Genomic DNA, 20,515 nt, shown 5'->3' with positions numbered 1-20,515 from the left:
TCATTTATCTCGGCGAGCGAACGCGCGCATAAAAACAGCCCATCGCTTCGCGAGGGGCTTATTTTTATTAAAAATTGCTATAAGATTGTCCGCCATCCACGTTCAACGTGCTTCCTACGACCCAAGAAGCCCTTTTAGAAGCTAAAAAGAGGACTACATTTGCCACTTCTTCTACTGTACCAAATCGTCCCGCCGAAATATGTTCTTGAACAAATGCATTTATTTTTTCCGGATCTTGTTCCAATCGCTTTTTCCAATTTCCGGTTTCATGCAAAATGGAACCAGGAGCTACCCCATTCACCCGAACACCTTTTTTAATTATTTCATCACCAAATGATTTCGTAAATGAGATCATGGCAGCTTTACTTGCATTATAAGTCGGTTTTCCGCCAGATTCTCGGCCAAAGATGGATGAAATGTTAATAATTGCTCCACCCTCTGTATTTCCGCTCATTACTTCCGCTGCTTGTTTGCTTAAATCCACTGCGGACAAAAAATTCAGATGCAGCGCTTCTTCAAACTGTTCCAAACTTGTATCCATAACGGTTGATCCATTACTGCCGCCCGCATTGTTAACGAGAACATCAATCGTTCCAAACTTCTTTAAGAAGTCTTTCATGACACGTTTCCGGTCTGTTTCAACGGTTACATCACCTTGGAAAATTTCGATGCCTTCTTTTTGGGCTGATTCCAAATCACTCGACGTCCGCCCTACAATACCAACTTTTGCACCTTCTTCTAAAAATGCATAGGCAATCGCCTGACCGATTCCTTTCGATCCGCCTGTAATAAGGACTGATTTTCCTTCAAGTTCTAAGTTCATACAATGATTGCCTCCTTTATCAGCCGGATAATTTTCTGATGAGAAACAGGGAACGGATATTGATTCAAGTCCTCTACTCCCACCCACTTCCAATCCGGCGGCAGCTCTTCAGTAACTTTTACAATGTTTCCTTGCCATATATTGATTTCCCATTTTAAGTGTGAAAAAACATGCTCGATGTATCCTGCCTTTTCATCAAGAACAGTCTGAGCACCAAGCAATTCATCTAAATAGCCTTTTAAAGCATCTGTTCCTGCTGTTTTGTTTTCGCCCACATATTCTATATTCGGGAATTCCCACATGTTTGCGAGCAAGCCTTCAGAAGGTCTTTTATGAATAAGAAACCTTCCGTCCTCCCCCGTCAGAATGCCAGCGGCCATTTTTGCTTTTCTCACTTTTGTTTTACCAAGTTTTACAGGGAGCTCATGCTGTCTGCCCTGCTCAAATCCTTTACATTGTTCTCTCATCGGACATAGTAGACAAGCTGGTGATTTCGGTGTACAGATCAGCGCGCCGAGCTCCATCAACGCTTGATTAAAAGAAGACGGATCTTCATGCGAGATCAATACACGAACAGCTTTTTCAAACAAAACTCTTGTCCTGGGCTTACTGATATCTTCCTCAATTAAGAGTATTCGTGACAATACCCGCATCACATTGCCATCCACCGCTGGTTCAGGAATTCCATAAGCAATACTTAAAATGGCTCCAGCCGTATAAGGTCCCACACCTTTTAAACTTGAAATTTCCTTTGGAGTATTCGGTACTTTTCCCCCATAATTTTCACACACTTCTTTTACGGCGGTTTGTAAGTTTCGAACTCGGGAATAATAACCTAGACCCTCCCAAGCCTTCAGTACTTTTTCTTCATCCGCATATGCAAGATCCTGAAGGGTAGGAAAAAGGCTTGTGAAACGCTCGAAATAGGGAATGACCGTATCTACCCGTGTTTGTTGGAGCATGATTTCGGATACCCAGACACGGTAAGGATCTTGATTTTCTCGCCAAGGCAGAGTGCGCTTATTTTCTTCATACCAAGTAAGTAAGTGTTCTTGGAATTGTTTCACATATGACGGGTTGAGGGAAAATAAACTATTACTTGTATTGTTCAATTTACAGATCTTCCTTTATGTTCAATTTTTCAAACGCCCAGCAATGTATTTTTTCTGCTCCCCCTGAAACAAAAGGGAAAAGCTTTGAAAAAATAGGGTGCTCATTGGACGTACGTTTTTCTTTTATCGATGCATACATTTCTTTATCCGAAACCTTAAAATATTCAACGTAAAGTGAAGGCTGATCAGCAGCTCTATACCACTGAATATCGGTTGCACCTAAATTTTCAAGTTCACGAATCACAGATACCATTTCATACTCATATGATTGAAGTGTCTCTGGAATTATTTTATACTCCATAAAAACGGTTAACATATATTTGTTCACTCCATTCCCTACATAGGAGGTGGTCGCCTTGGATACAGGCACACATATTGTAATGGGGCTCGGATTAGGCGGTTTAGCCATGCTGGACCCTGCCATTGCAAATGATCCAGCGACATCCCAAGCCATCCTTGCCGGAACTTTAATCGGTTCCCAGGCTCCAGATTTTGATACTATCCTAAAATTGAAAAATAACGCAGTCTATATTCGGAACCATAGAGGCTTAACCCATTCTTTGCCTGCATTAGTGATTTGGCCGCTTCTATTATTCGGCATCATATCATTATTTGTTCCGCAGGCAGACAGCGGAAAGCTACTTGTATGGACCGCTATAGCTGTTTTCCTGCACGTATTTGTAGATATATTTAATGCTTATGGCACACAAGCTCTGTATCCTCTTTCGAAAAAATGGATTGCTTTAGGTGTGATCAGCATCTTTGACCCATTTATCTTCTTCCTTCATATCGCGGGTTTACTCCTTTGGTATGTAGGCGCAGATCCCGGGTACACCTTCTTAGGCGTGTATGTCATCCTTGTCTTTTATTACGTTTGGCGCATTCTTGCACGTCAAAAGGTTAACAAGGTAGTTTTAGAAAAAATACCTGAAGCAGAAGAAATCTATGCGAGTCCAACCATGCGCTGGGGACAATACCATTTAGCCATTAAATCTAAGCATGAATTTTTTGTGGCTGGATTAAAAAATGGGAAAGTGACAATCTGGGATACATTCGACAGGCTCCCTATTCCACAGTCCAAAATTATTGATGCTGCAAAATTAGATAAAAACATCTCAGCCTTTCTTTCCTTCTCCCCTGTGCATCGATGGGAAATTGAGAAGAACGATCATGGCCATATGGTTCAATTTATTGACCTCAGGTACCGAAGTAAAGGTCACTATCCTTTTGTCGCTATGGTTCAGCTCGATGAGAACCTGAATATCATCACTTCTTATACAGGATGGGTTTATTCAGAAGACCGTCTGAAAAAGAAAATGGATTTCTCGCCGATGGACCTAATAAACAACAATGAATAAGTAAAGAGACGGGCTTAGTGAATCGGCCCGTCTTTTTTAATGAATCGTTGAAATTTCGGATTGCTCGAAAAGTACTCGTGAAGCTTATGCCCGTAGGAATTGATCAGCTGTGTCACCATTTTCTCGGTTACATCTTGTCCCTCATAATCCCTTCCAGCTCTTGCACGAGTTGATTCAAAATCTTCCCATAATCCTTCCACCCATTCCCTGGATTCCTGATAACTCAGGTCTGGGTTCACTTTTTGGAGCATTTTCGCTAATTTTTCAAAGCGCTCTTCCATTATTCTCCCTCCTTATCCAATTTTTAAGGAAACCCCCGTCACATAAAGGTTTCTAATACGTTTCATACTAGTTGAGAACCGATTTAAAGGAGGTATTACAAATGCGAAACAAATCGAAAAACTTCCCGAATCGGATCTCCTTCTCAGGTGAGCCGAGAGCGAAAGAAGAGTTCTCTTCTAAACGGCCAGATGGATCAACTCGCGACCATCCACAGGAGCGAATGTTTTTATCCAATCAACACCGAGATGATCAGTAACTCTTGCGGTTATGAATTTCATTCTGGGGGGGTGAATCAGTTGAACAAGAAAGAATATTTCTCATCAACACGATTTAACGCAAAGTACACAGACCCCTTTCACTCACCGCGTGCCAACTCGAAGCATGCATACAACCAAGTGAATGGGGAAACCCAGCAAGCATTAAATAACTATGTGCTTGAAATTCAAACACGTAAGCGTTCATAGTGACGAATAAAGAAGCGGTCCCGTTATCGCTTCTTTATTTGATTTTGAAGCGATTGATTTCCGTTACAGATGCTCGCTTTCCGGGGGACGTGCGGTGAGCCTCCTGCCGCTCTGTGCCAATAGGAGTCTCACCTGTCCATGAGTCTTGCATCTTTCACTCCAATCAAAGCGGCCAATCATCAAAATTAGAAACGAATTTAAGATTCAAGAACTGAAATTGGTAATGCTTCTAGATTGCTTTGTTTATTTTTATAGCCCCAGGCAAAAATACCATTGAGATATAGAACTGAAAAAGTGGAGCCTGGATCTCCTTGTATGCCGTATTCTTTCCCGGTTTCAATCTTTGAAGGGTCCATTAGATAGCTTTTAGCTAATGCAATTTTGCGTTCATGAACAGCGTACTCACTTACCATGCCCATTTGTTCTGCTCTTTGTGCTTTTGCACGTAAAGCAGCAATTTCTGCTCGTATTTCAGGCTCAGTCATTTCGCTAAATCTTTTTTCCATTTGAATCTTTCCTCTCTTTTCTGTACGCTGAAACGTGGATTCAAACCTACTTTCCATAGGAGTGATTTATTTATGAATAAAACGGTCATTATTACAGGCGGCGGTTCTGGACTTGGTCTTGCACTAGCAAATCACTACAGCACAAATTTTAATGTCTGCCTGATCGGACGAACGGAATCAAAACTTCAGCAAGCCATAGAAACATTGTCACAGACTGAAAATCGCGTTTCTTATCACGTTTGTGATGTTGCCGATTACGAGCAAGTACAATCTGTGTTACATACTATTTTTGAAAAAGAAACGGTACATCTCTTGATCAATAATGCCGGAACAGGGATTTTCGAACCTTTACACCTTTTATCAAAAGACGATATTGAACAAATGATCCATACAAATGTGTACGGAACAATTTATCCATCAAAAGCAGTGTTCCCTCATTTTAACAAACAAGGCTTTGGCAAAGTGATGAACATCATCTCAACAGCAGGACTTAGAGGAAAAGTAAATGAGTCCGTCTATTGTGCAACAAAATTTGCCGTGCGCGGTTTTACCGAAAGTCTCGTTAAAGAATGGGAAGGAACCGGTATATTCCCTACAGCTGTCTATATGGGTGGTATGGATACGCCATTTTGGGACGAAACAGATCACATTAAAGACCGTTCCCGTTTAAAGTCTCCAGAAACGGTGGCTAAAATGATTTTCGATCAGGACGATAACCGTCCGGAAATTTTTATCGATCGATAAGCTCATCTCCGTTTAGAACATCCGTAATAACAGATGAATCAAAGCCCTTGCTGTACAGATAACGCTTCATGCGTGACTCATACTCATAGCCGCTGTATTTTTTATACTTCTGATGCGCTTTTCTCGCATGAACCAGCAGGGCTTCTTTTTCTTCTTCATGAGACTGGCTGACTTTAGCTTCTTGGAAGGCCATCTCAATCACTTCCCAGTTAAACCCTTTTTGCTGAAGCTGCTGAGCGATTTTTTGCTTTTGTTCTTTCTCAGAACGTTTTGCATGGCTTTTGAATTGTTTTTGGATAAATTTCACCGATGCCTCAAGCTGTTCCTCATAAGTGAACTGATCTAACGCCTTTTCGGCATCACCCTCACCGACTCCCTTTTTCTTTAGTTCCTGGCGGATAGCGCCTGGCCCTTTAAAAGAAGTGTTCATTCTGGTTTTCACAAATGAATCGGCAAAATTTTGGTCATTCACAAAATCATACTCTGACAACTTTTCGATTACTCTTTTGATCGTTGATTCAGCGATCTCTTTCTTTTCAAGATACGCTTCTATTTCGTGTACGGTCCGCATGCGATACGACAAAAAGTGAAGGGCTTTATTAAAAGCTTTACGATACTCATCTTCTTCGATGATCTCTTGCCATTCATCCTCATCGATCTCCATGCCTTTTTGAAGCTGAAACTTTATTAAAACATCAGCATCTAGGCTAAATGCGAACTCTTCTTTTTTTCCTTTTTGAATAAAAACATTAAAACGTTCATCATTTTTTTGCTGAGCAGAAATCCTTGTTATAACAGCCATCTACCCACCTTCTTTCACCTTTTAGTGTACCATAATTCGTTTTTATAAGAAAAAAGCATCCTCTCTTGGGAGAAGATGCTTTTTCATGAAAGTGCAACCTGCACTTGTTTTGCTTAACAACAGCGTTTTGCATGAGCTCCATATTTGTTTTCAAGTAATTCGGCAAAGAACTCTTTTTCTGTTGGAGGTTTCTTTTCAGGGTGTTTTTCCTCTAAATGTCTTACATAAGCTTGGTAATCAGGCAGATTTGCGATGCCTTTTCCTATATAGGAAATAACTCTAAAGACCTTTCTAAGCCGTCCCCAAAGAGCTTTTATACTCATGATACGTCACCTAGCTTCGTTTGTACAAATGGCTCCTCAGCCGTTTCTAAAGGTTTATCACTCTTGATAGCTTTATACCAGATTCTCATGGCATCGATCAGAACACCCAATATCAGGACCATAAAAATGGCTGTTAAATAAGCGTTTAACGTGTTATTAAATACGAGACGCTCTGCTGCCTCAATGGAAGGGACAGTAGACGGCAATTTACCGCTTGCTGCAGCTTCTTTCATCACTTCTGCTTGCTTTAAGAAACCGATCTTCGGAATATCAGAGAAAATCTTTTGCCATGCCGCATAGAATGTTACGATCATCAACCAGGCAAGCGGCGCTAACGTTACCCATACATATTTCTTTTTCCCCATTTTCAAGATAACAGTGGTTGCTACAATGAGTGCGATTGCAGCGAGCATCTGGTTAACGATACCGAACAACGGCCATAGTGTATTAATTCCTCCCAATGGATCGGTAACACCCACTACAAGGAAGTAACCCCAGCCTGCTACAACAAGTGCACTTGTAAAATAAACAGCAGCCATTGAATCCGTCTTCCTGAGAGGTTTAAACACCTGTCCCAGAAGATCCTGAAGCATAAATCGTCCTACCCTCGTACCTGCATCAATGGTAGTTAATATAAATACGGCTTCAAAAAGTATAGCGAAATGGTACCAGAAAGCCATCAGCTGCGGTCCGCCAATAACTTGTGAAAATATTTGTGCGATCCCTACAGCAAGTGAAGGTGCTCCACCTGTCCGGGAAAGAATAGATTCTTCATCTACGTTTTTAGCAAGCTCATTAATCTCATCTGCAGAAACCGTAAAGCCCCATGAAGAAATCGTTTCGGCTGCGGTCGCAACATCTGGTCCAATAGCTGCCCCAGGTGAATTGATCGCAAAATAGATGCCTGGTGTTAATAGTGTTGCAGCAACCATCGCCATTACGGCTACAAAGGATTCAGTAAGCATCCCAGCATAACCAACCATCGGAGCATGCTTCTCATTCGCGATCAACTTTGGCGACGTTCCGGATGAAATAAGAGCATGGAATCCAGAAACAGCTCCACAAGCAATGGTAATAAACAAGAACGGGAAAAGGTTTCCTGCAAATACAGGTCCAGTTCCATCAATAAATTTCGTTAGTGCCGGCATTTGAATTTCAGGCAATACAATTAGAATACCTAATGCCATCATTCCAATTACTCCAACTTTTAAGAACGTACTTAAATAATCCCTCGGTGCTAATAGCATCCAAACAGGAAGAACAGATGCCAGAAAACCGTAAATGATGAGCATCCAAGCTAATGTTTCACCATCAAATGTAAAAAGTGGTGCGAGTGTTGGAGAATCAGCGACCCACTGACCACTTATTAGTGCAAAGATCAAAAGAACAAATCCGATCATGGATGCCTCTCCTACTCTTCCTGGTCTCAAATAACGCATGTACACACCCATGAAAAGTGCGATTGGAATCGTCATCGCAATTGTGTATGTACCCCATGGGCTGGATTTCAGTGCATTAACAACAACCAAGGCAAGTACGGCAATTAAAATGATCATAATGGCAAAAACACCGACTAAAGCTAAAATACCCCCAACTGGTCCAATTTCTTCTTTAGCAATCTGACCAATGGATTTACCTCTGCGTCTCATAGAAATGATTAAGATAACAAAATCTTGAACAGCGCCTGCTAAAACCGCCCCCACGATAATCCAGATCGTTCCTGGCAGATACCCCATTTGTGCAGCAAGTGTCGGACCGACTAATGGACCAGCTCCAGCTATCGCTGCAAAGTGATGTCCATACAACACCCATTTGTTTGTAGGGACAAAATCCTTGCCATCGTTATATCTTTCAGCGGGTGTAGCATTGTTTTTGTTGAGGCTGAAAATTTTAGTTGCAATAAATCGAGCATAAAAACGATAAGCTATCGCATACGTACACAAAGAAGCAACCACGAACCAAATAGCGTTAATCTTCTCATCTCGTTGCAGGGCAATGATGGAAAGTGCAATTCCTCCAGCTAATCCTATACCTATCCACAAAAGCGCTTTCAAAAAAGGATTCTTCTTTTTTGCTGGTACATTCGGTTGAAGCTCCATATGCCTTTTCTCCTCCTCAGTAGGGTAATATAGTATGTACTAGATGAATTATATCAAATATTCTTAATTTTTAAATAATAATATAGACGAGAGGTGGATTTTTTTGAAACATATTTTAATTACAGGTGGGACAGGTTTTGTAGGAAGAGTAATTACAAAACATCTAACTTCACTTGGGAACAAGGTATTCATACTAACAAGAAGCCATAAAGAAACGAATGATAAAAACGTTCATTATATTCAATGGCAAACAGTTCAAGAAACCGAACTCCCTCCTATATACGCTGTGATTAACCTTGCTGGTGAGTCTATAAATGGAAGATGGACGGATGAGAAGAAAAAAGGCATATTAAACAGCCGTTTAAACGTAACCGAAAATCTACTGCAAATCGTTCAAAGGATGCCCCAAAAACCTCAAGTATGGATAAACGCTTCAGCAATCGGTTATTACGGAACATCAGAAAGTGAAGTTTTCACTGAAAAAACAAAACAGCACGGTAGGGACTTTTTAGCTGAAGTCGTTAAGGCATGGGAAATGAAAGCTAATGAAGCGAGAGATTTAGGATGCAGAACTGTATTTACCCGTTTTGGGCTGATTTTAGGTCGCGACGGAGGTGTTCTTCCTCAATTAGCACTCCCCTACCGTTTTTTCGCAGGTGGAACTGTTGGTTCTGGGTCTCAATGTGTTTCCTGGGTGCATGAAGAGGATGTTGCTCGCTTAATAGAAGAAGTGCTTCAAAACGGACATTACGAAGGGCCTGTAAATGTTACGGCTCCAGGGCCTGTTACCATGAAAAAGTTTGGTCAGGTTTTAGGTGATGTTATGCACCGTCCACACTGGCTCCCCGCTCCCTCATTGGCTTTTAAACTTTTATTTGGTGAAATGAGTATGCTTATTTTAAAAGGGCAGCAAGTTCTTCCTGAAAAAGCGATGGACTTAAATTTCAGTTTTAAGTTTCCACACCTTAAAGACGCTTTACAAGATTTGTTACAATGATAATAAAATCAAATTTATCGGGTGAACATTATGAAAAAATTAATTCAAAAAGCAAAAGTATATCCCATTACAAATCACGAACTTGATCAGGGAGATGTATTAATAGAAAACGGTAAGATCATTGCGGTTGAACCATTTATTGAACCTTCTTCTGATTTTGAAATAATAGATGGTGAACAGCTTCATCTTCTGCCTGGATTTATTGATGTACATACACACTTGGGTCTTTATGATGAAGGAACAGGCTGGGCCGGAAATGATGCTAATGAAACTCACGAGGTACTTACCCCGCATATCCGTGCACTCGATGGGTGTCATCCTTTAGATATTGCTTTTAAAGATGCTGTACGATTTGGGGTAACGACTGCACATATCATGCCAGGCAGCGCCAATGTAATCGGCGGTACGACTTCCGTAATTAAGACACACGGACAAGATATACGAAAAATGATTATTAAAGAGACCGCCGGCCTAAAAATTGCTCTTGGGGAGAATCCTAAACGGATCCATAGTGGGCGCCATAATGACTCAATAACCCGTATGGGAATTATGGGAATGCTGCGTGAGGCTTTTTATGAAGCAAAAGGTTCTGCATATCAAGACAATCTCCGGGTTTCTCCGCTTGCAGCAGCATTAAATCGGGAGATCCCTGTACGCATTCATGCTCATCGAGCTGATGATATATTGTCAGCCATTCGTTTCGCTGAAGAATTTAATTTGGATCTTCGCATTGAACATTGTACAGAAGGACACTTGATAGCAGATTCTTTAAAAGATTTGAATCTTCAAGTGAGTGTGGGACCAACCTTAACTCGAAAATCTAAAATTGAACTGAAGAACAAAACTTGGGATACGTATCGCATACTTTCTGAAAATAACGTTGAAGTTTCAATCACAACCGACCACCCTTATGTTCCTATCCAATACTTAAATGTTTGTGCAGCTATTGCCGTTCGGGAAGGATTAAGCGAAAAGAAGGCGCTTGAAGGTATCACGATCTCACCTGCGAGAAACCTTGGAATAGACGATCGTGTTGGAAGTATCGAACCTGGAAAAGATGCTGATTTATCCTTGTGGACAGAGCATCCTTTCCACTTCTCAGCGACCCCTGTAATGACCATGATCGACGGCGAAATAATTTACAAAAAATATGCAAAATAACTATTTTCTTTTTTTAAAAAATGTCTTATGATACAAGAAGAGCAACATGCGGATTTCGATAAATCCGGTTAAACTAAATTGCGCTCTAAATGAACATCGAAACTATATTCATAAATTAAATATTGAGCAAGGGAAGGCAATTGGTGCGCCACCAGCTATGACTGGTCCTAGTGGGTTCGATTCCCACCCCGAATTAATTTTTATTCTTAATTCGAGGGTGGGGGATAATTCTGCCCTCTAGGAGGGATTAAATTGTTGAAAAAGCGTGATTTATCAGACAGTCATGTACTTTACAATTTAATGGTGCATCCAAACGTCTTCCCTTTTGTACGTCAAAAAGCTGCTTCTTTTGAGGAGTTCATGTTCTTAACGAAGCAAACGATCGAGGAAGAAGACCAAGGAAAGATCATTTCCAGAACCATTCTGGATGAGTGGCATAATCCTATTGGGACCATTAATTTATTCGATGTCCAAGATGGCTACGGATTTCTTGGAACATGGATCGGGCAGCCATACTTTGGCAAGGGGTACAATAACTTAGCGAAAGAGGCCTTCTTTTCTGAGTTATTTTATGAAAAAGATATTCATACTGTATTTATGATAATTCGCAAGGTAAATATTCGTTCACAAAAAGCCGCAGAAAAGATTCCTTATGTGACACTTGCAAATGAAACACGAAAGGATATTTACCATCAGCTTAATCAAGGCGAAGAAATTTATAACCTTTATCAGATTGAAAAAGATAACTATTTGATGCATCAGCTTCGTAACCAGCCGCTTGAAGTGGCAGAAGAGCAATTAAAGGAAGCGTAATTCACGAAACATGTTAATAAACCCTGCACATACTAAGACCACCTTCATTTTTGAGGGTGGTCTTTTGTATGGTAATTATGCCATAATCTTGGGGTACTTCCACTTTTCAGGAAGTTTAGTACAAAAATTCAAATGGTAACGGGAGGTTTTTCATATGAAAAGCAGCAAACAAAAAGCAAAAGAGCGGAATGCGGATTTAACGAAAACACAAGAAGTGACTTATAAGGAAGAATTAAAAACAGCAGAATCCATTGCAGAAAGTGTTGAAAATAAAGAAATGACCAATGAAGACTATTCGTAAGTGGTGAATTATTCCTGCATGAGAATTTAAGATTTTGCACATTATAAGGTCGAGGACAAGTTCCTCACCACGCTTTTGATTTACGTTTTAAAGCATGTATCTTTAAGGAGGTATTATTGTGGAAAAACGTAACCGAAAGTCCCCATCGCACAACAAAGCTGAAGCTTCACAAGCCAAAGGACTTGACGTCGAGTACTCAAGTGAATTGGCTGATCAAGACGATCTAGAAGCGCAAGCTCGTGCACAAGCCGCTGACCGACGCCAGAAAAAAGGCCGTCGCTAAGTGCAAAAAGACCTGCTGGGATAGCAGGTCTTTTTTTGATATAAGATTTTTTTACAGGTGGATAACTGTGGATAAAGATATCCACAGCCCTGTTTATTTTGTGGATATATTATTTAATGAACCGAATGTTTCTGTGCAAATCTGTGCAAAAGTTAGGGGTTATGCACATTTTCTGTGGAAAAGCCTGTGAATAGTGTGTATATATCAGAATTTTAAAAGCAGTAAAATTATTATTTTACTGAAAGCTCTTTTATGATTTTTCCTGGATTTCCACCCACAACAACATGATCGGGTACATCTTTAGTGACAACTGCTCCTGAAGCAATGACAGCATTATTACCAATTGTCACACCTGGATTAATAATTGCACCGCCTCCAATCCACACGTTGTTTCCAAAACTAACAGGCTTCCCATATTCCTTACCCGAGTTTCGTTCGTGTGGATCTAATGGATGCGTGGCCGTATAGATGTGGACACCGGGTGCAAGCATGCAATTATCCCCAAATCGGACTTCACACACGTCTAAGATTGTACAATCAAAGTTTGCGTAGAAGTTTTCCCCAACATGGATGTTGTACCCATAATCACATCTAAAATTAGGTTCTATTCCAAAGTTTTCTCCCGTTGTACCAAATAGTTCTTTTATGAGTTTTCTCCTTGTTTCAGCCTCGTCCTCAAGCGTAGCATTATACAACCTTGTTAACTTTCTGGCTTCCAAACGCTCTTTCTCTAATTGTGGATCAGTCGGCCAGTACATTTCACCGTTAATCATCTTTTCCTTTTCTGAAGTCATAAGGAAATTCCCCCTTCTCTGCCTGATTATTTTAAAACTAACGTACAAACGGCTTCTACTTGTGCCGTTTGCGGAAACATATCCACAGGCGTTACCTTTTCAACTTCAAATCCATTACTTATCAACATGTGGACATCTTTTGCTAAAGTTGACGGATTGCATGAAACATAGACCATCCGCTTTGGTTTAATTTTGACTACCGTTTCTAAAAATGCTTGATCACAGCCAGTTCTCGGCGGATCTACAACGACCACATCTGGGTGCCATCCTTCTTTTAACCATTTAGGAAGCAGCTTTTCAGCTTTGCCTGTTTCGTACTGCGTATTCGTGATTTCATGTTTTTCGGCATTCTTTCTCGCATCAATAATTGATTCTTTAATAATGTCCATTCCTCTTACTTCTTTAGCACCGTCTGCTAGCCACATTCCAATGGTTCCTGAACCACAATAAGCATCTACGACCTTTTCTTTACCACTCAGTTTCGCTTGTTTCTTTACTTCTTCATAAAGTTTTACAGTCTGCTGAGGATTTAATTGGAAAAATGCACGTGCAGACAGTTCGAAGCTTAGGTCTCCTAAATGTTCTGTAATCGTATCTTTACCGTAAACACCTTCTGTTTGTTCTCCAAAAATTAATGATGTCTTTTCTTCGTTTATATTTTGAACAAACGAGGTTACTTGTGGAAGACGCTTTTTAACTTCTGCGATAAAAAGCTCTTTTTTCGGAAAGGCTTCTTTCGCTGTAACAAGAACCAGTTGGATTTGATCGGTACGAAAAGCGGTACGTACAACAATTGTTCTAATACTTCCTGTACGTTTTCTTTCGTTATATACAGGAATATTAAGATCTCGTATGATCTGTTTTACTTTGTTGGTTACGATGTTGGTATCCTCGTGCTGAACCAAACAATGATCAATATTGATTAATTGATGGGAATTACTGCTGTAGAGACCTGCAATGACTGTGTCCTTGATCTTGCCGACTTGGAACTGGCTCTTATTCCGGTAATACCAGGGTTCTTTCATTCCTATTGTTTTTTCTAAAGGGAGTTTGTCCTTAGAAATTTTGGTATAACGCTCAAAGGCTTGAGCAACGATATCCCTTTTTTCTTTTAACTGTGACGGATATGCCAAATGCTGAAGCTGGCATCCTCCGCACTCCTCATAAATCGGGCATGGAGGAGTCGTCCGATTTTTAGACTTCGTTTTAATCTTTTTGATTTTGCCCTCTGCTCGGTTAGGGAACACTCTTGTGATTTCAGCCTGAATCTCTTCACCTGGAAGAGCACCAGGAACGAAAACGACCTGGCGTTTATAAAACCCGATTCCTTCTCCATTGATTCCTAGCCGTTTGATTAAAAGAGGAATGGTCTGACCCATTTTCATGATTGGATTGACTTGCTTTGTATTCTTCAATTTTTTCACTCATTTCTTCACTAAGAAGTTGCTTTTCTTATTGTAGACGAAACGAACGTCTTCTACCAACTCATCCACATAAAAAAAGCGCCTTTGTATCGTTACAAAGGCACTGTTTAAGGATTAAATAATACGGGAGGTGCAGATTCTTTCATCTGTAAGTCATCAAGGCTTTTAAAAGTATAGCCTCTTTTTTGGAGATCTTCTATCGTTTTCTCCAATGCATCCGAGTTGTCTTTTGAAACGGTATGCAGTAGAAGGATACAGCCGGGATGGATTTGTTTCATAATCTGGTTGTAGGAATACTTCCAACCACGCTGTTTGTTGGTTTCCCAATCGAGAAATGCAAGTGACCAAAACACATGAGTGTAGCCTTCTTCTTTTGCAAGCTTGATCGTTCTCTCACTGAAAACGCCTCTTGGCGGACGCAGATAGTGCATATCTGTTCTACCGGTTAGTTCCGTATATCTCAGCTTTACTTTTTCTAATTCATTTTTAAATCGCGAGTCAGAAACCTGTGTTAGATCTGGATGATGATACGAATGGTTCCCAACGATATGCCCTTCTTCAGCCATTCTTTTTATTAGGTGAGGGTGAGTTTTCATAAATTGTCCGGTTACAAAAAAGGCAGCAGGAACTTTCTTACGTTTCAATACATCCAGCACATTATCTGTATATCCATTTTCATATCCATTATCAAACGTTAAATAGATGTCTTTCTTGGTTGGGTCCCCTAGAAAAAGACTGTCGTATTTATCAATGAGTGGAAGATATCTCGAATCTGTGGTCGGTTGTCTTTCATTCCCCTTTTTTTCAAAAAACCATTCCAGCTTTTGATTCGATACACCTCGTGCGGCATAAATCTCATGTGATTGGGCGAAAAATAAGATGGAAACCAAAATCAGGCACAGGAGCCGGTTGATTTTCATAAAAACTTCCTCCTTCAAACGACAACCTATACCTTTATTGTGTTTTGAATAGCCAAAACCATGCTAGGGATATTAAGGAAACCCTAAGAATTATTGAAAAGGACCAAATTCAGCATTCCTTTTTTTGGATCAAAAGATCTACGTATTTTTTATTCTGTTACACGTTCGCGCAGAATCATCGATTTACATGCAGAATTGCCGAGCTACGCGTAAAATCCCTTATCTTCCCCAGAGTGGGTGGCTTTTCGCGCAAAACGGCCATAACTCGAGTCTTACTTAAAGCAAAATACAGCTTGGATCGGCAGTCCATTTGCTTAGATTATCTTACAAATTTTGATTCATCAAAACATCCCTTTTTCTATATAAAAAGAGGGCTCAAACTCAAAAGTTATTACACAGTTTTGAGTCAGCCCTTTAAAAAACAAACTTATTTAAAAACCGGATCTTTAAATTGCTCTAGCTTCTGTAAAGATGACTTCTCAACATGCTCGTGGAGACTGTTTCCGTGAGAATCCATCGTTACGACAGCTGTAAACCCGTTAACACGGATATGCCACATCGCTTCTGGAATACCAAATTCCATCAGATCGACCCCTTCGACCTTTTCCATACATTCCGCATAATACTGTGCTGCGCCGCCTATTGCGTTTAAATAAACACCGCCGTGTTCTTTAAGAGCAGCTAATGTTTTTGGCCCCATACCACCTTTACCGATAACAGCACGGATACCAAATTTCTTCATGATATCACCTTGATAAGGCTCTTCACGAATACTTGTCGTGGGTCCAGCAGCTTTTACTTCCCAGTTTCCTTCTGCATCTTTTGCCATAACTGGCCCGCAATGATAGATGATCTGGCCATTCAAATCGATCGGAGCAGGGTTATCCATGAGATACTTATGGATCGCATCGCGTCCAGTGTGCATCATACCGTTGATTGTCACAACATCTCCAACTTTTAACTCACGAATCTGTTCTTCCGTAATAGGAGCTTCTAAAGTAATGCTTCTCGTTTTCTCTTCTTGATGCTCAAGAGCCGCAGCTGCTTCTTTATCTGCTTTTGTAAAATCGATCTCTTCGCCTTCTTGATACAGCCATTCTTGGATCTCACCCGTTTCAGCGTTCAGTTTTACACCTAACCGGCGATATGCCCAGCAGTTATAGGCAACAGATACAAAGAAGCTGGCCGGAATACGGTTGATCACACCGATTTTACAACCTAAAAGTGTCGTTTCTCCACCGAATCCCATCGTTCCGATACCGAGTTTGTTAGCATTCTCCATCACATACTCTTCAAGTTTACGAAGGTTTTCATTCGGATTAACATCATCTACGGAGCGGAACAGCATTTCTTTAGCTAGTTCATATCCAGAAGTTCGGTCTCCCCCGATTCCTACACCAATAAATCCAGCACTGCATCCTTGTCCCTGTGCTTGATAAACCGAGTGCATGATGCATTTACGGATACCATCTAGGTCACGTCCCGCCCGTCCTAAACCTTCTAATTCAGCAGGCAGACTGTACTGGATATTCTTATTTTCACATCCGCCGCCTTTAAGAATAAGACGAGCATCGATATAATCTTCTTCCCATTGCTCAAACTTGATAACAGGTGTCCCATCACCTAAATTATCTCCACTGTTATCTCCAGTTATGGAATCAACAGAGTTTGGGCGAAGCTTCGTGTCTTTTGTTGCTTCCGCAATAGCAGCGCGGATCGCTTTTTTCATCTCTATCTGATTCACACCTACTGGAACTTTTATTTTAAACGTAGGAAGTCCTGTATCCTGGCAGATCGGTGATACATTCTCGTCAGCTTTTAAAATATTATCTGTAATGGTATCTAAAGACATTGCGGCACGCGTCCCTGCATTTTCTTTCAACTTTGCTGCAAGGATGGCACGGCGAACGTCTTTTGGCAATTTAGTTGATGTTTCTACGATCAGTTTATACATGCTTTCCTGAAATTTTTCCATCTCTCCACTACCCCTTTATGACTTGGCTTGTGTAAGCGTAATCAATATTCATGCTTCTATTATAACAAATATAACAAAAAAATCCGTTCCTTTATAAAGAAACGGATTTCACACTTATTTTCCTTCCCAGTCGTGACGAAATTGCTTACACTTCTCTTCAAGTTCGTCGAGCATTGAGATGATCTTGTCAATCTCATCAATTCCGGCTGTTTCAGCATCTATAGAATCCAGAACATCAACTAATAAATCAATGCGATTTTTAATATATTCTTTTTGAGAGGATTTATCCTGAATAGAGTTACCCATGTTGATCTCTCCTTTCCATCCATACTACTTTAACAAGGTCAGACGCTTTTGCCAATATTAGATTAGGCTTTTGACTTAAGTTTACCCTTTTTCTTTCCCAATTGTTCAGTTAAGATAAGTATTGTCCATTTTGGCATGAAGGAGATTTTATAATGGTTACAAAAACACCTTTAAAAGCGATAACCCCAGACTATGATCCATGGGAAGCCTATTTAGATATTGAAGACCACCAAAGAATGCAGCTGTCTAATATAGAAATTACTACTACCACACTCTGTAACATGCGTTGTGCGCATTGTGCCGTAGGGTATACCTTACAAACAAAAGACCCTGAACCACTCCCACTAGAACTGGTCATAAAAAGGCTAGATGAAATTCCTCAATTAAGAGCGTTTAGTATTACGGGCGGAGAGCCTATGCTGTCTATGAAATCCATTAACAACTATGTCGTTCCTCTTTTAAAATACGCGAGAGAACGCGGTGCCCGTACACAGATTAATTCAAATTTAACCTTAGATTTAGCGCGTTATGAGAAGATTATTCCCTACCTAGATGTACTTCATATCTCCCACAACTGGGGTACACTGGAGGAGTTTTCTGAGACTGGTTTTGCCATGATGGAGAAGAAGCCAACACTCGCGCAAAGAGAATCTTATTTTTCACGGCTTACTGAGAATGCACGTGCTCTTACAAAAGCAGGTGTTATGGTATCTGCTGAAACCATGCTAAACAAAAAGACCGTCCCTTACTTAGAAGACATACACAAACATATCCTTGAAATGGGCTGTCAGCGACATGAAATCCATCCGATGTACCCAAGTGATTTTGCAAGCACGCTAGAAACGATCAGCCTTGATGAAATGAGGGAAAGCATTCATAGGCTTTTAGATATCAGAGATAAAAAGACATGGATGTTGTTTGGAACTTTGCCTTTTTATGCGTGCTCTGACAACACGGAAGACCTCCAATTGTTAAGAAGACTTCAGAAAGAAGAGAATGTAACGGTTAGAAATGATCCTGACGGAAGATCTCGTTTAAATATAAATCTGTTCGATGGAAATATTATCGTTACTGATTTCGGTGATGCTCCTGCACTTGGGAATATTAAAGATACAAGCCTGCTTGATGCTTATGAAAATTGGAACCGTTCAAAGCTTGCTAAAGAACTTGGGTGCCACTGCCCCGCTGTTAAGTGTCTTGGACCGAACGTTCTAGTAAAACATTCTTATTATCAAGATATGGATTTTTCCAGTAGGACAGCAAAGCTTTAAAGTGGCAAAAAGTTATAAACTTTACAAAAGTAAGTTTAAAACGTATAATAAAAGGCAAATATTAAACTGTAGCTTAAGCTCTGCATATAGAGGTGAATGATATGGATTACAGCACAATGTGTCCGAAATATGAAGTTGCTATGGATATAATCGGAAAAAAATGGACAGGACTCATCATTCGAGTGTTAATGGATGGCCCTAAACGTTTTAAAGATATTAAATCTCAAATTCCTGAGATGAGTGACCGTATGTTAACGGAACGTATGAAGGAATTAGAATCAGTTGGAATCGTAAAGCGCAACGTCTATCCGGAAACTCCTGTACGAATCGAATATTCACTTACGGAAAAAGGGAATTCATTAAAGTCAATCATTAATGCTATTCAAGATTGGAGCGAACAATGGGTCGATCATTGTTAAGCTTTGTATAATTTGTATAAGAAAAAGGACAGCCTTTAAGACGCTGTCCTTTTTTACATGTTGCTCGTATGAAAACGGAGTGAAACGTGATCTTGAACTGGAATCCAAGCCCCAATTCCCTGTTGCGTTACGTTTTGAATGACGATTTCTCTTTTTCCGCCTTTTAATACAATGTACACTTCACCATACGTTACTCTTCCTCTTTCGTTAACTGCCGGAACGTAGCTGTGTAAGTATCCGACTTGCTTCGGAGAAACATGATACACGTTTGGTTTCTTTGTTCCCGCACCAACTGCTGTCTGAAACGCTAAAGGCAGTTTTGATTTTTCAGCTGCTGTAATAAGCATCATCTTTTGAACCGCTTCTGCGTTTGGAATAGAAGCTGTCAGCCCTCCAGTCACCTTTTTATGAGCTGTCTGGTTGTAATATAGTTTGGCTGTTGCTTTTGCTCCTCGGTTATCTAAGCGGTTTGTATTGATCTCCTGATGCTCCCAGTTTACTGTAGTTTCTGTCGATTGATAAGAAAGCGGCCATTGTCCTAAGTAAATTTTAGCTCGGTACCAAAATGCTACTTTTGAAGCGTTTATGCTAGACTCATTCAGAAGTCTGATCAGGTCAGGGTTCGTGATCGGGACATCAGATGTTTTTAACATCGCTTTAGCCAACTTGCTGGGTTCCAAATACGGGAGATCTTGCGCTGAATTAGGGTACGTATTTTCTTTCGAGATATTCAGCACCGAACTCGGAACTTTAATTTCACCTTTCATGTCCGCTTTCACTTTTGGTTTTTCAGCCTTTTTTTCGACAGCAGGCGTTTTCTCTGCAGGCTTTTCAGTTGTTTTTTCCTTAGCTAAAGCCTGGTTAGTAAAAGCAAAAAGCATCACAAATATAATAATAAGAATTCTTGCTCTCATGATTTTCCTCCTTTACCCTCTATTTTTTTCTTTCACATGAAATTTATCCGCTTGAAAGCCTCTCTTTCTCTGGGGTATTGTTGGAAATAAAAAAGTTGGAACCAAAAGGGTGGCTGATCTATGTCAGCCACCCTTTTTTTTGGATTAAGCAGATCTCATGAAGCTTTTTACGGTACGTGTTTTTTTATTTGTTACACGTTCGCTCAAGTTACCTCGCTTTTCGCTCAGTATCCTCGAGTTACGCTCAGAATCGCCGAGCTACGCTCAAAATTCCCGATCTCCGCTCAAAATGGGTAGCTTTTTTAAATTAGTCTTAAAAGTGGAGACATCCTTGTGAGAATTCTTTATACTTAAACAAAACTAATTTAGGGGACGTGTCCACATGAAAAGAAAGTCTTTAGAGTACCGAGAATATGTCGCGAAG

General features: G+C 40.3%; 25 protein-coding genes. 11 read left to right on the top strand and 14 right to left on the bottom strand.

Annotation, left to right across the window (positions count from 1 at the left end):
* Window positions 1-67: 67 nt before the first annotated feature.
* The 3 genes from M3206_RS16825 to M3206_RS16815 are packed head-to-tail and all read right to left on the bottom strand — an operon-like array spanning window position 68 to window position 2,251.
* Window positions 68-823: an SDR family NAD(P)-dependent oxidoreductase gene (locus tag M3206_RS16825; RefSeq protein ID WP_251313671.1), complete on the bottom strand. Its 756-nt coding sequence runs from the start codon at window positions 821-823 to the stop codon at window positions 68-70.
* On the bottom strand, window positions 820-1,935 hold the full coding sequence (gene mutY / locus M3206_RS16820) for an A/G-specific adenine glycosylase (RefSeq protein ID WP_251313670.1): 1,116 nt from the start codon (window positions 1,933-1,935) through the stop codon (window positions 820-822). Before mutY ends, M3206_RS16825 begins: the two co-directional genes overlap by 4 nt.
* 1 nt (window position 1,936) lies before the next feature.
* A complete protein-coding gene (locus M3206_RS16815; RefSeq protein WP_251313669.1) occupies window positions 1,937-2,251 on the bottom strand; it encodes a hypothetical protein in 315 nt (104 codons plus the stop codon).
* Window positions 2,252-2,291: 40 nt separating this feature from the next.
* On the opposite strand from M3206_RS16815, the gene M3206_RS16810 reads away from it, so the two are divergent.
* Complete coding sequence (locus M3206_RS16810) at window positions 2,292-3,293, top strand: metal-dependent hydrolase (protein WP_251313668.1); 1,002 nt, start codon at window positions 2,292-2,294, stop codon at window positions 3,291-3,293.
* A 14-nt stretch (window positions 3,294-3,307) separates the two neighbouring features.
* Here the strand turns inward: M3206_RS16810 and M3206_RS16805 are convergent, their stop codons facing one another.
* Window positions 3,308-3,574, bottom strand: coding sequence for a YfhJ family protein (locus M3206_RS16805; RefSeq protein WP_251313667.1), 267 nt, complete (start codon window positions 3,572-3,574; stop codon window positions 3,308-3,310).
* A gap of 101 nt (window positions 3,575-3,675) precedes the next feature.
* On the opposite strand from M3206_RS16805, the gene sspK reads away from it, so the two are divergent.
* Both sspK and M3206_RS16795 read left to right on the top strand, forming a co-directional pair.
* Window positions 3,676-3,831 (top strand): small, acid-soluble spore protein K, encoded by a 156-nt coding sequence (sspK, locus tag M3206_RS16800; RefSeq protein WP_066286185.1) that lies wholly within the window; start codon window positions 3,676-3,678, stop codon window positions 3,829-3,831.
* A gap of 40 nt (window positions 3,832-3,871) precedes the next feature.
* The gene (locus M3206_RS16795) at window positions 3,872-4,039 is read left to right on the top strand and encodes a YpzG family protein (protein WP_251313666.1); all 168 of its coding nucleotides are present in this window, start codon (window positions 3,872-3,874) and stop codon (window positions 4,037-4,039) included.
* 197 nt (window positions 4,040-4,236) lie between these two features.
* Here the strand turns inward: M3206_RS16795 and M3206_RS16790 are convergent, their stop codons facing one another.
* Window positions 4,237-4,545, bottom strand: a complete 309-nt coding sequence (locus M3206_RS16790) for a YfhH family protein (protein WP_251313665.1) — start codon at window positions 4,543-4,545, stop codon at window positions 4,237-4,239.
* A 72-nt stretch (window positions 4,546-4,617) separates the two neighbouring features.
* On the opposite strand from M3206_RS16790, the gene M3206_RS16785 reads away from it, so the two are divergent.
* A complete protein-coding gene (locus tag M3206_RS16785; RefSeq protein ID WP_251313664.1) occupies window positions 4,618-5,289 on the top strand; it encodes an SDR family NAD(P)-dependent oxidoreductase in 672 nt (223 codons plus the stop codon).
* Here the strand turns inward: M3206_RS16785 and recX are convergent.
* The 3 genes from recX to M3206_RS16770 all read right to left on the bottom strand — a co-directional run bounded on the left by recX (window position 5,276) and on the right by M3206_RS16770 (window position 8,513).
* A complete protein-coding gene (recX, locus tag M3206_RS16780; RefSeq protein ID WP_251313663.1) occupies window positions 5,276-6,091 on the bottom strand; it encodes a recombination regulator RecX in 816 nt (271 codons plus the stop codon). The two genes, M3206_RS16785 and recX, sit on opposite strands and share 14 nt — an antisense overlap.
* A gap of 113 nt (window positions 6,092-6,204) precedes the next feature.
* Window positions 6,205-6,414 (bottom strand): YbdD/YjiX family protein, encoded by a 210-nt coding sequence (locus M3206_RS16775; RefSeq protein ID WP_251313662.1) that lies wholly within the window; start codon window positions 6,412-6,414, stop codon window positions 6,205-6,207.
* Window positions 6,411-8,513: a carbon starvation CstA family protein gene (locus tag M3206_RS16770; protein ID WP_251313661.1), complete on the bottom strand. Its 2,103-nt coding sequence runs from the start codon at window positions 8,511-8,513 to the stop codon at window positions 6,411-6,413. Before M3206_RS16770 ends, M3206_RS16775 begins: the two co-directional genes overlap by 4 nt.
* A gap of 103 nt (window positions 8,514-8,616) precedes the next feature.
* On the opposite strand from M3206_RS16770, the gene M3206_RS16765 reads away from it, so the two are divergent.
* The 5 genes from M3206_RS16765 to M3206_RS16745 all read left to right on the top strand — a co-directional run bounded on the left by M3206_RS16765 (window position 8,617) and on the right by M3206_RS16745 (window position 12,068).
* Complete coding sequence (locus M3206_RS16765) at window positions 8,617-9,510, top strand: TIGR01777 family oxidoreductase (RefSeq protein WP_251313660.1); 894 nt, start codon at window positions 8,617-8,619, stop codon at window positions 9,508-9,510.
* A 30-nt stretch (window positions 9,511-9,540) separates the two neighbouring features.
* Entirely contained in the window at window positions 9,541-10,671 is a 1,131-nt protein-coding gene (locus tag M3206_RS16760; RefSeq protein WP_251313659.1) for an amidohydrolase, read from the top strand.
* A 252-nt stretch (window positions 10,672-10,923) separates the two neighbouring features.
* Window positions 10,924-11,484, top strand: a complete 561-nt coding sequence (locus M3206_RS16755) for a GNAT family N-acetyltransferase (protein ID WP_251313658.1) — start codon at window positions 10,924-10,926, stop codon at window positions 11,482-11,484.
* Between the two features lie 154 nt (window positions 11,485-11,638).
* Window positions 11,639-11,785, top strand: a complete 147-nt coding sequence (locus tag M3206_RS16750; protein ID WP_251313657.1) for a hypothetical protein — start codon at window positions 11,639-11,641, stop codon at window positions 11,783-11,785.
* A 115-nt stretch (window positions 11,786-11,900) separates the two neighbouring features.
* Window positions 11,901-12,068, top strand: coding sequence for a YfhD family protein (locus M3206_RS16745; RefSeq protein WP_425590744.1), 168 nt, complete (start codon window positions 11,901-11,903; stop codon window positions 12,066-12,068).
* Window positions 12,069-12,298: 230 nt separating this feature from the next.
* Here the strand turns inward: M3206_RS16745 and M3206_RS16740 are convergent, their stop codons facing one another.
* The 5 genes from M3206_RS16740 to M3206_RS16720 all read right to left on the bottom strand — a co-directional run bounded on the left by M3206_RS16740 (window position 12,299) and on the right by M3206_RS16720 (window position 17,487).
* Window positions 12,299-12,862, bottom strand: coding sequence for a maltose acetyltransferase domain-containing protein (locus tag M3206_RS16740; RefSeq protein ID WP_251313655.1), 564 nt, complete (start codon window positions 12,860-12,862; stop codon window positions 12,299-12,301).
* 26 nt (window positions 12,863-12,888) lie between these two features.
* Window positions 12,889-14,277 (bottom strand): 23S rRNA (uracil(1939)-C(5))-methyltransferase RlmD, encoded by a 1,389-nt coding sequence (gene rlmD / locus M3206_RS16735; protein ID WP_251313654.1) that lies wholly within the window; start codon window positions 14,275-14,277, stop codon window positions 12,889-12,891.
* Between the two features lie 116 nt (window positions 14,278-14,393).
* The gene (gene pdaA / locus M3206_RS16730; protein WP_251313653.1) at window positions 14,394-15,206 is read right to left on the bottom strand and encodes a delta-lactam-biosynthetic de-N-acetylase; all 813 of its coding nucleotides are present in this window, start codon (window positions 15,204-15,206) and stop codon (window positions 14,394-14,396) included.
* Window positions 15,207-15,633: 427 nt separating this feature from the next.
* A complete protein-coding gene (locus M3206_RS16725) occupies window positions 15,634-17,181 on the bottom strand; it encodes a fumarate hydratase (RefSeq protein ID WP_251313652.1) in 1,548 nt (515 codons plus the stop codon).
* Window positions 17,182-17,295: 114 nt separating this feature from the next.
* On the bottom strand, window positions 17,296-17,487 hold the full coding sequence (locus tag M3206_RS16720; RefSeq protein WP_251313651.1) for an SE1561 family protein: 192 nt from the start codon (window positions 17,485-17,487) through the stop codon (window positions 17,296-17,298).
* A gap of 152 nt (window positions 17,488-17,639) precedes the next feature.
* On the opposite strand from M3206_RS16720, the gene yfkAB reads away from it, so the two are divergent.
* Window positions 17,640-18,758 carry a radical SAM/CxCxxxxC motif protein YfkAB gene (yfkAB, locus tag M3206_RS16715; protein WP_251313650.1) on the top strand — a complete coding sequence of 373 codons (1,119 nt, stop codon included), beginning with the start codon at window positions 17,640-17,642 and terminating at the stop codon, window positions 18,756-18,758.
* A 101-nt stretch (window positions 18,759-18,859) separates the two neighbouring features.
* Window positions 18,860-19,177, top strand: a complete 318-nt coding sequence (locus tag M3206_RS16710) for a winged helix-turn-helix transcriptional regulator (RefSeq protein ID WP_251313649.1) — start codon at window positions 18,860-18,862, stop codon at window positions 19,175-19,177.
* 53 nt (window positions 19,178-19,230) lie between these two features.
* Here the strand turns inward: M3206_RS16710 and M3206_RS16705 are convergent, their stop codons facing one another.
* Window positions 19,231-20,091, bottom strand: coding sequence for a YfkD famly protein (locus M3206_RS16705; RefSeq protein ID WP_251313648.1), 861 nt, complete (start codon window positions 20,089-20,091; stop codon window positions 19,231-19,233).
* Between the last annotated feature and the right edge of the window lie 424 nt (window positions 20,092-20,515).

The sequence above is a fragment of the Fictibacillus phosphorivorans genome, from assembly GCF_023715845.1.
GTDB lineage: Bacteria > Bacillota > Bacilli > Bacillales > Fictibacillaceae > Fictibacillus > Fictibacillus phosphorivorans_D.
This window is presented reverse-complemented; position numbering and strand designations above follow the sequence as displayed.

Bases quoted from the DNA above. Each gene is read 5' to 3' on its own strand.
- M3206_RS16825 (WP_251313671.1), bottom strand. From the start codon at position 823: ATGAACTTAGAACTTGAAGGAAAATCAGTCCTTATTACAGGCGGATCG.
- M3206_RS16815 (WP_251313669.1), bottom strand. From the start codon at position 2,251: ATGTTAACCGTTTTTATGGAGTATAAAATAATTCCAGAGACACTTCAA.
- M3206_RS16805 (WP_251313667.1), bottom strand. From the start codon at position 3,574: ATGGAAGAGCGCTTTGAAAAATTAGCGAAAATGCTCCAAAAAGTGAAC.
- sspK (WP_066286185.1), top strand. From the start codon at position 3,676: ATGCGAAACAAATCGAAAAACTTCCCGAATCGGATCTCCTTCTCAGGT.
- M3206_RS16790 (WP_251313665.1), bottom strand. From the start codon at position 4,545: ATGGAAAAAAGATTTAGCGAAATGACTGAGCCTGAAATACGAGCAGAA.
- M3206_RS16785 (WP_251313664.1), top strand. From the start codon at position 4,618: ATGAATAAAACGGTCATTATTACAGGCGGCGGTTCTGGACTTGGTCTT.
- recX (WP_251313663.1), bottom strand. From the start codon at position 6,091: ATGGCTGTTATAACAAGGATTTCTGCTCAGCAAAAAAATGATGAACGT.
- M3206_RS16775 (WP_251313662.1), bottom strand. From the start codon at position 6,414: ATGAGTATAAAAGCTCTTTGGGGACGGCTTAGAAAGGTCTTTAGAGTT.
- M3206_RS16770 (WP_251313661.1), bottom strand. From the start codon at position 8,513: ATGGAGCTTCAACCGAATGTACCAGCAAAAAAGAAGAATCCTTTTTTG.
- M3206_RS16760 (WP_251313659.1), top strand. From the start codon at position 9,541: ATGAAAAAATTAATTCAAAAAGCAAAAGTATATCCCATTACAAATCAC.
- M3206_RS16750 (WP_251313657.1), top strand. From the start codon at position 11,639: ATGAAAAGCAGCAAACAAAAAGCAAAAGAGCGGAATGCGGATTTAACG.
- M3206_RS16740 (WP_251313655.1), bottom strand. From the start codon at position 12,862: ATGACTTCAGAAAAGGAAAAGATGATTAACGGTGAAATGTACTGGCCG.
- pdaA (WP_251313653.1), bottom strand. From the start codon at position 15,206: ATGAAAATCAACCGGCTCCTGTGCCTGATTTTGGTTTCCATCTTATTT.
- M3206_RS16725 (WP_251313652.1), bottom strand. From the start codon at position 17,181: ATGGAAAAATTTCAGGAAAGCATGTATAAACTGATCGTAGAAACATCA.
- M3206_RS16720 (WP_251313651.1), bottom strand. From the start codon at position 17,487: ATGGGTAACTCTATTCAGGATAAATCCTCTCAAAAAGAATATATTAAA.
- yfkAB (WP_251313650.1), top strand. From the start codon at position 17,640: ATGGTTACAAAAACACCTTTAAAAGCGATAACCCCAGACTATGATCCA.
- M3206_RS16710 (WP_251313649.1), top strand. From the start codon at position 18,860: ATGGATTACAGCACAATGTGTCCGAAATATGAAGTTGCTATGGATATA.
- M3206_RS16705 (WP_251313648.1), bottom strand. From the start codon at position 20,091: ATGAGAGCAAGAATTCTTATTATTATATTTGTGATGCTTTTTGCTTTT.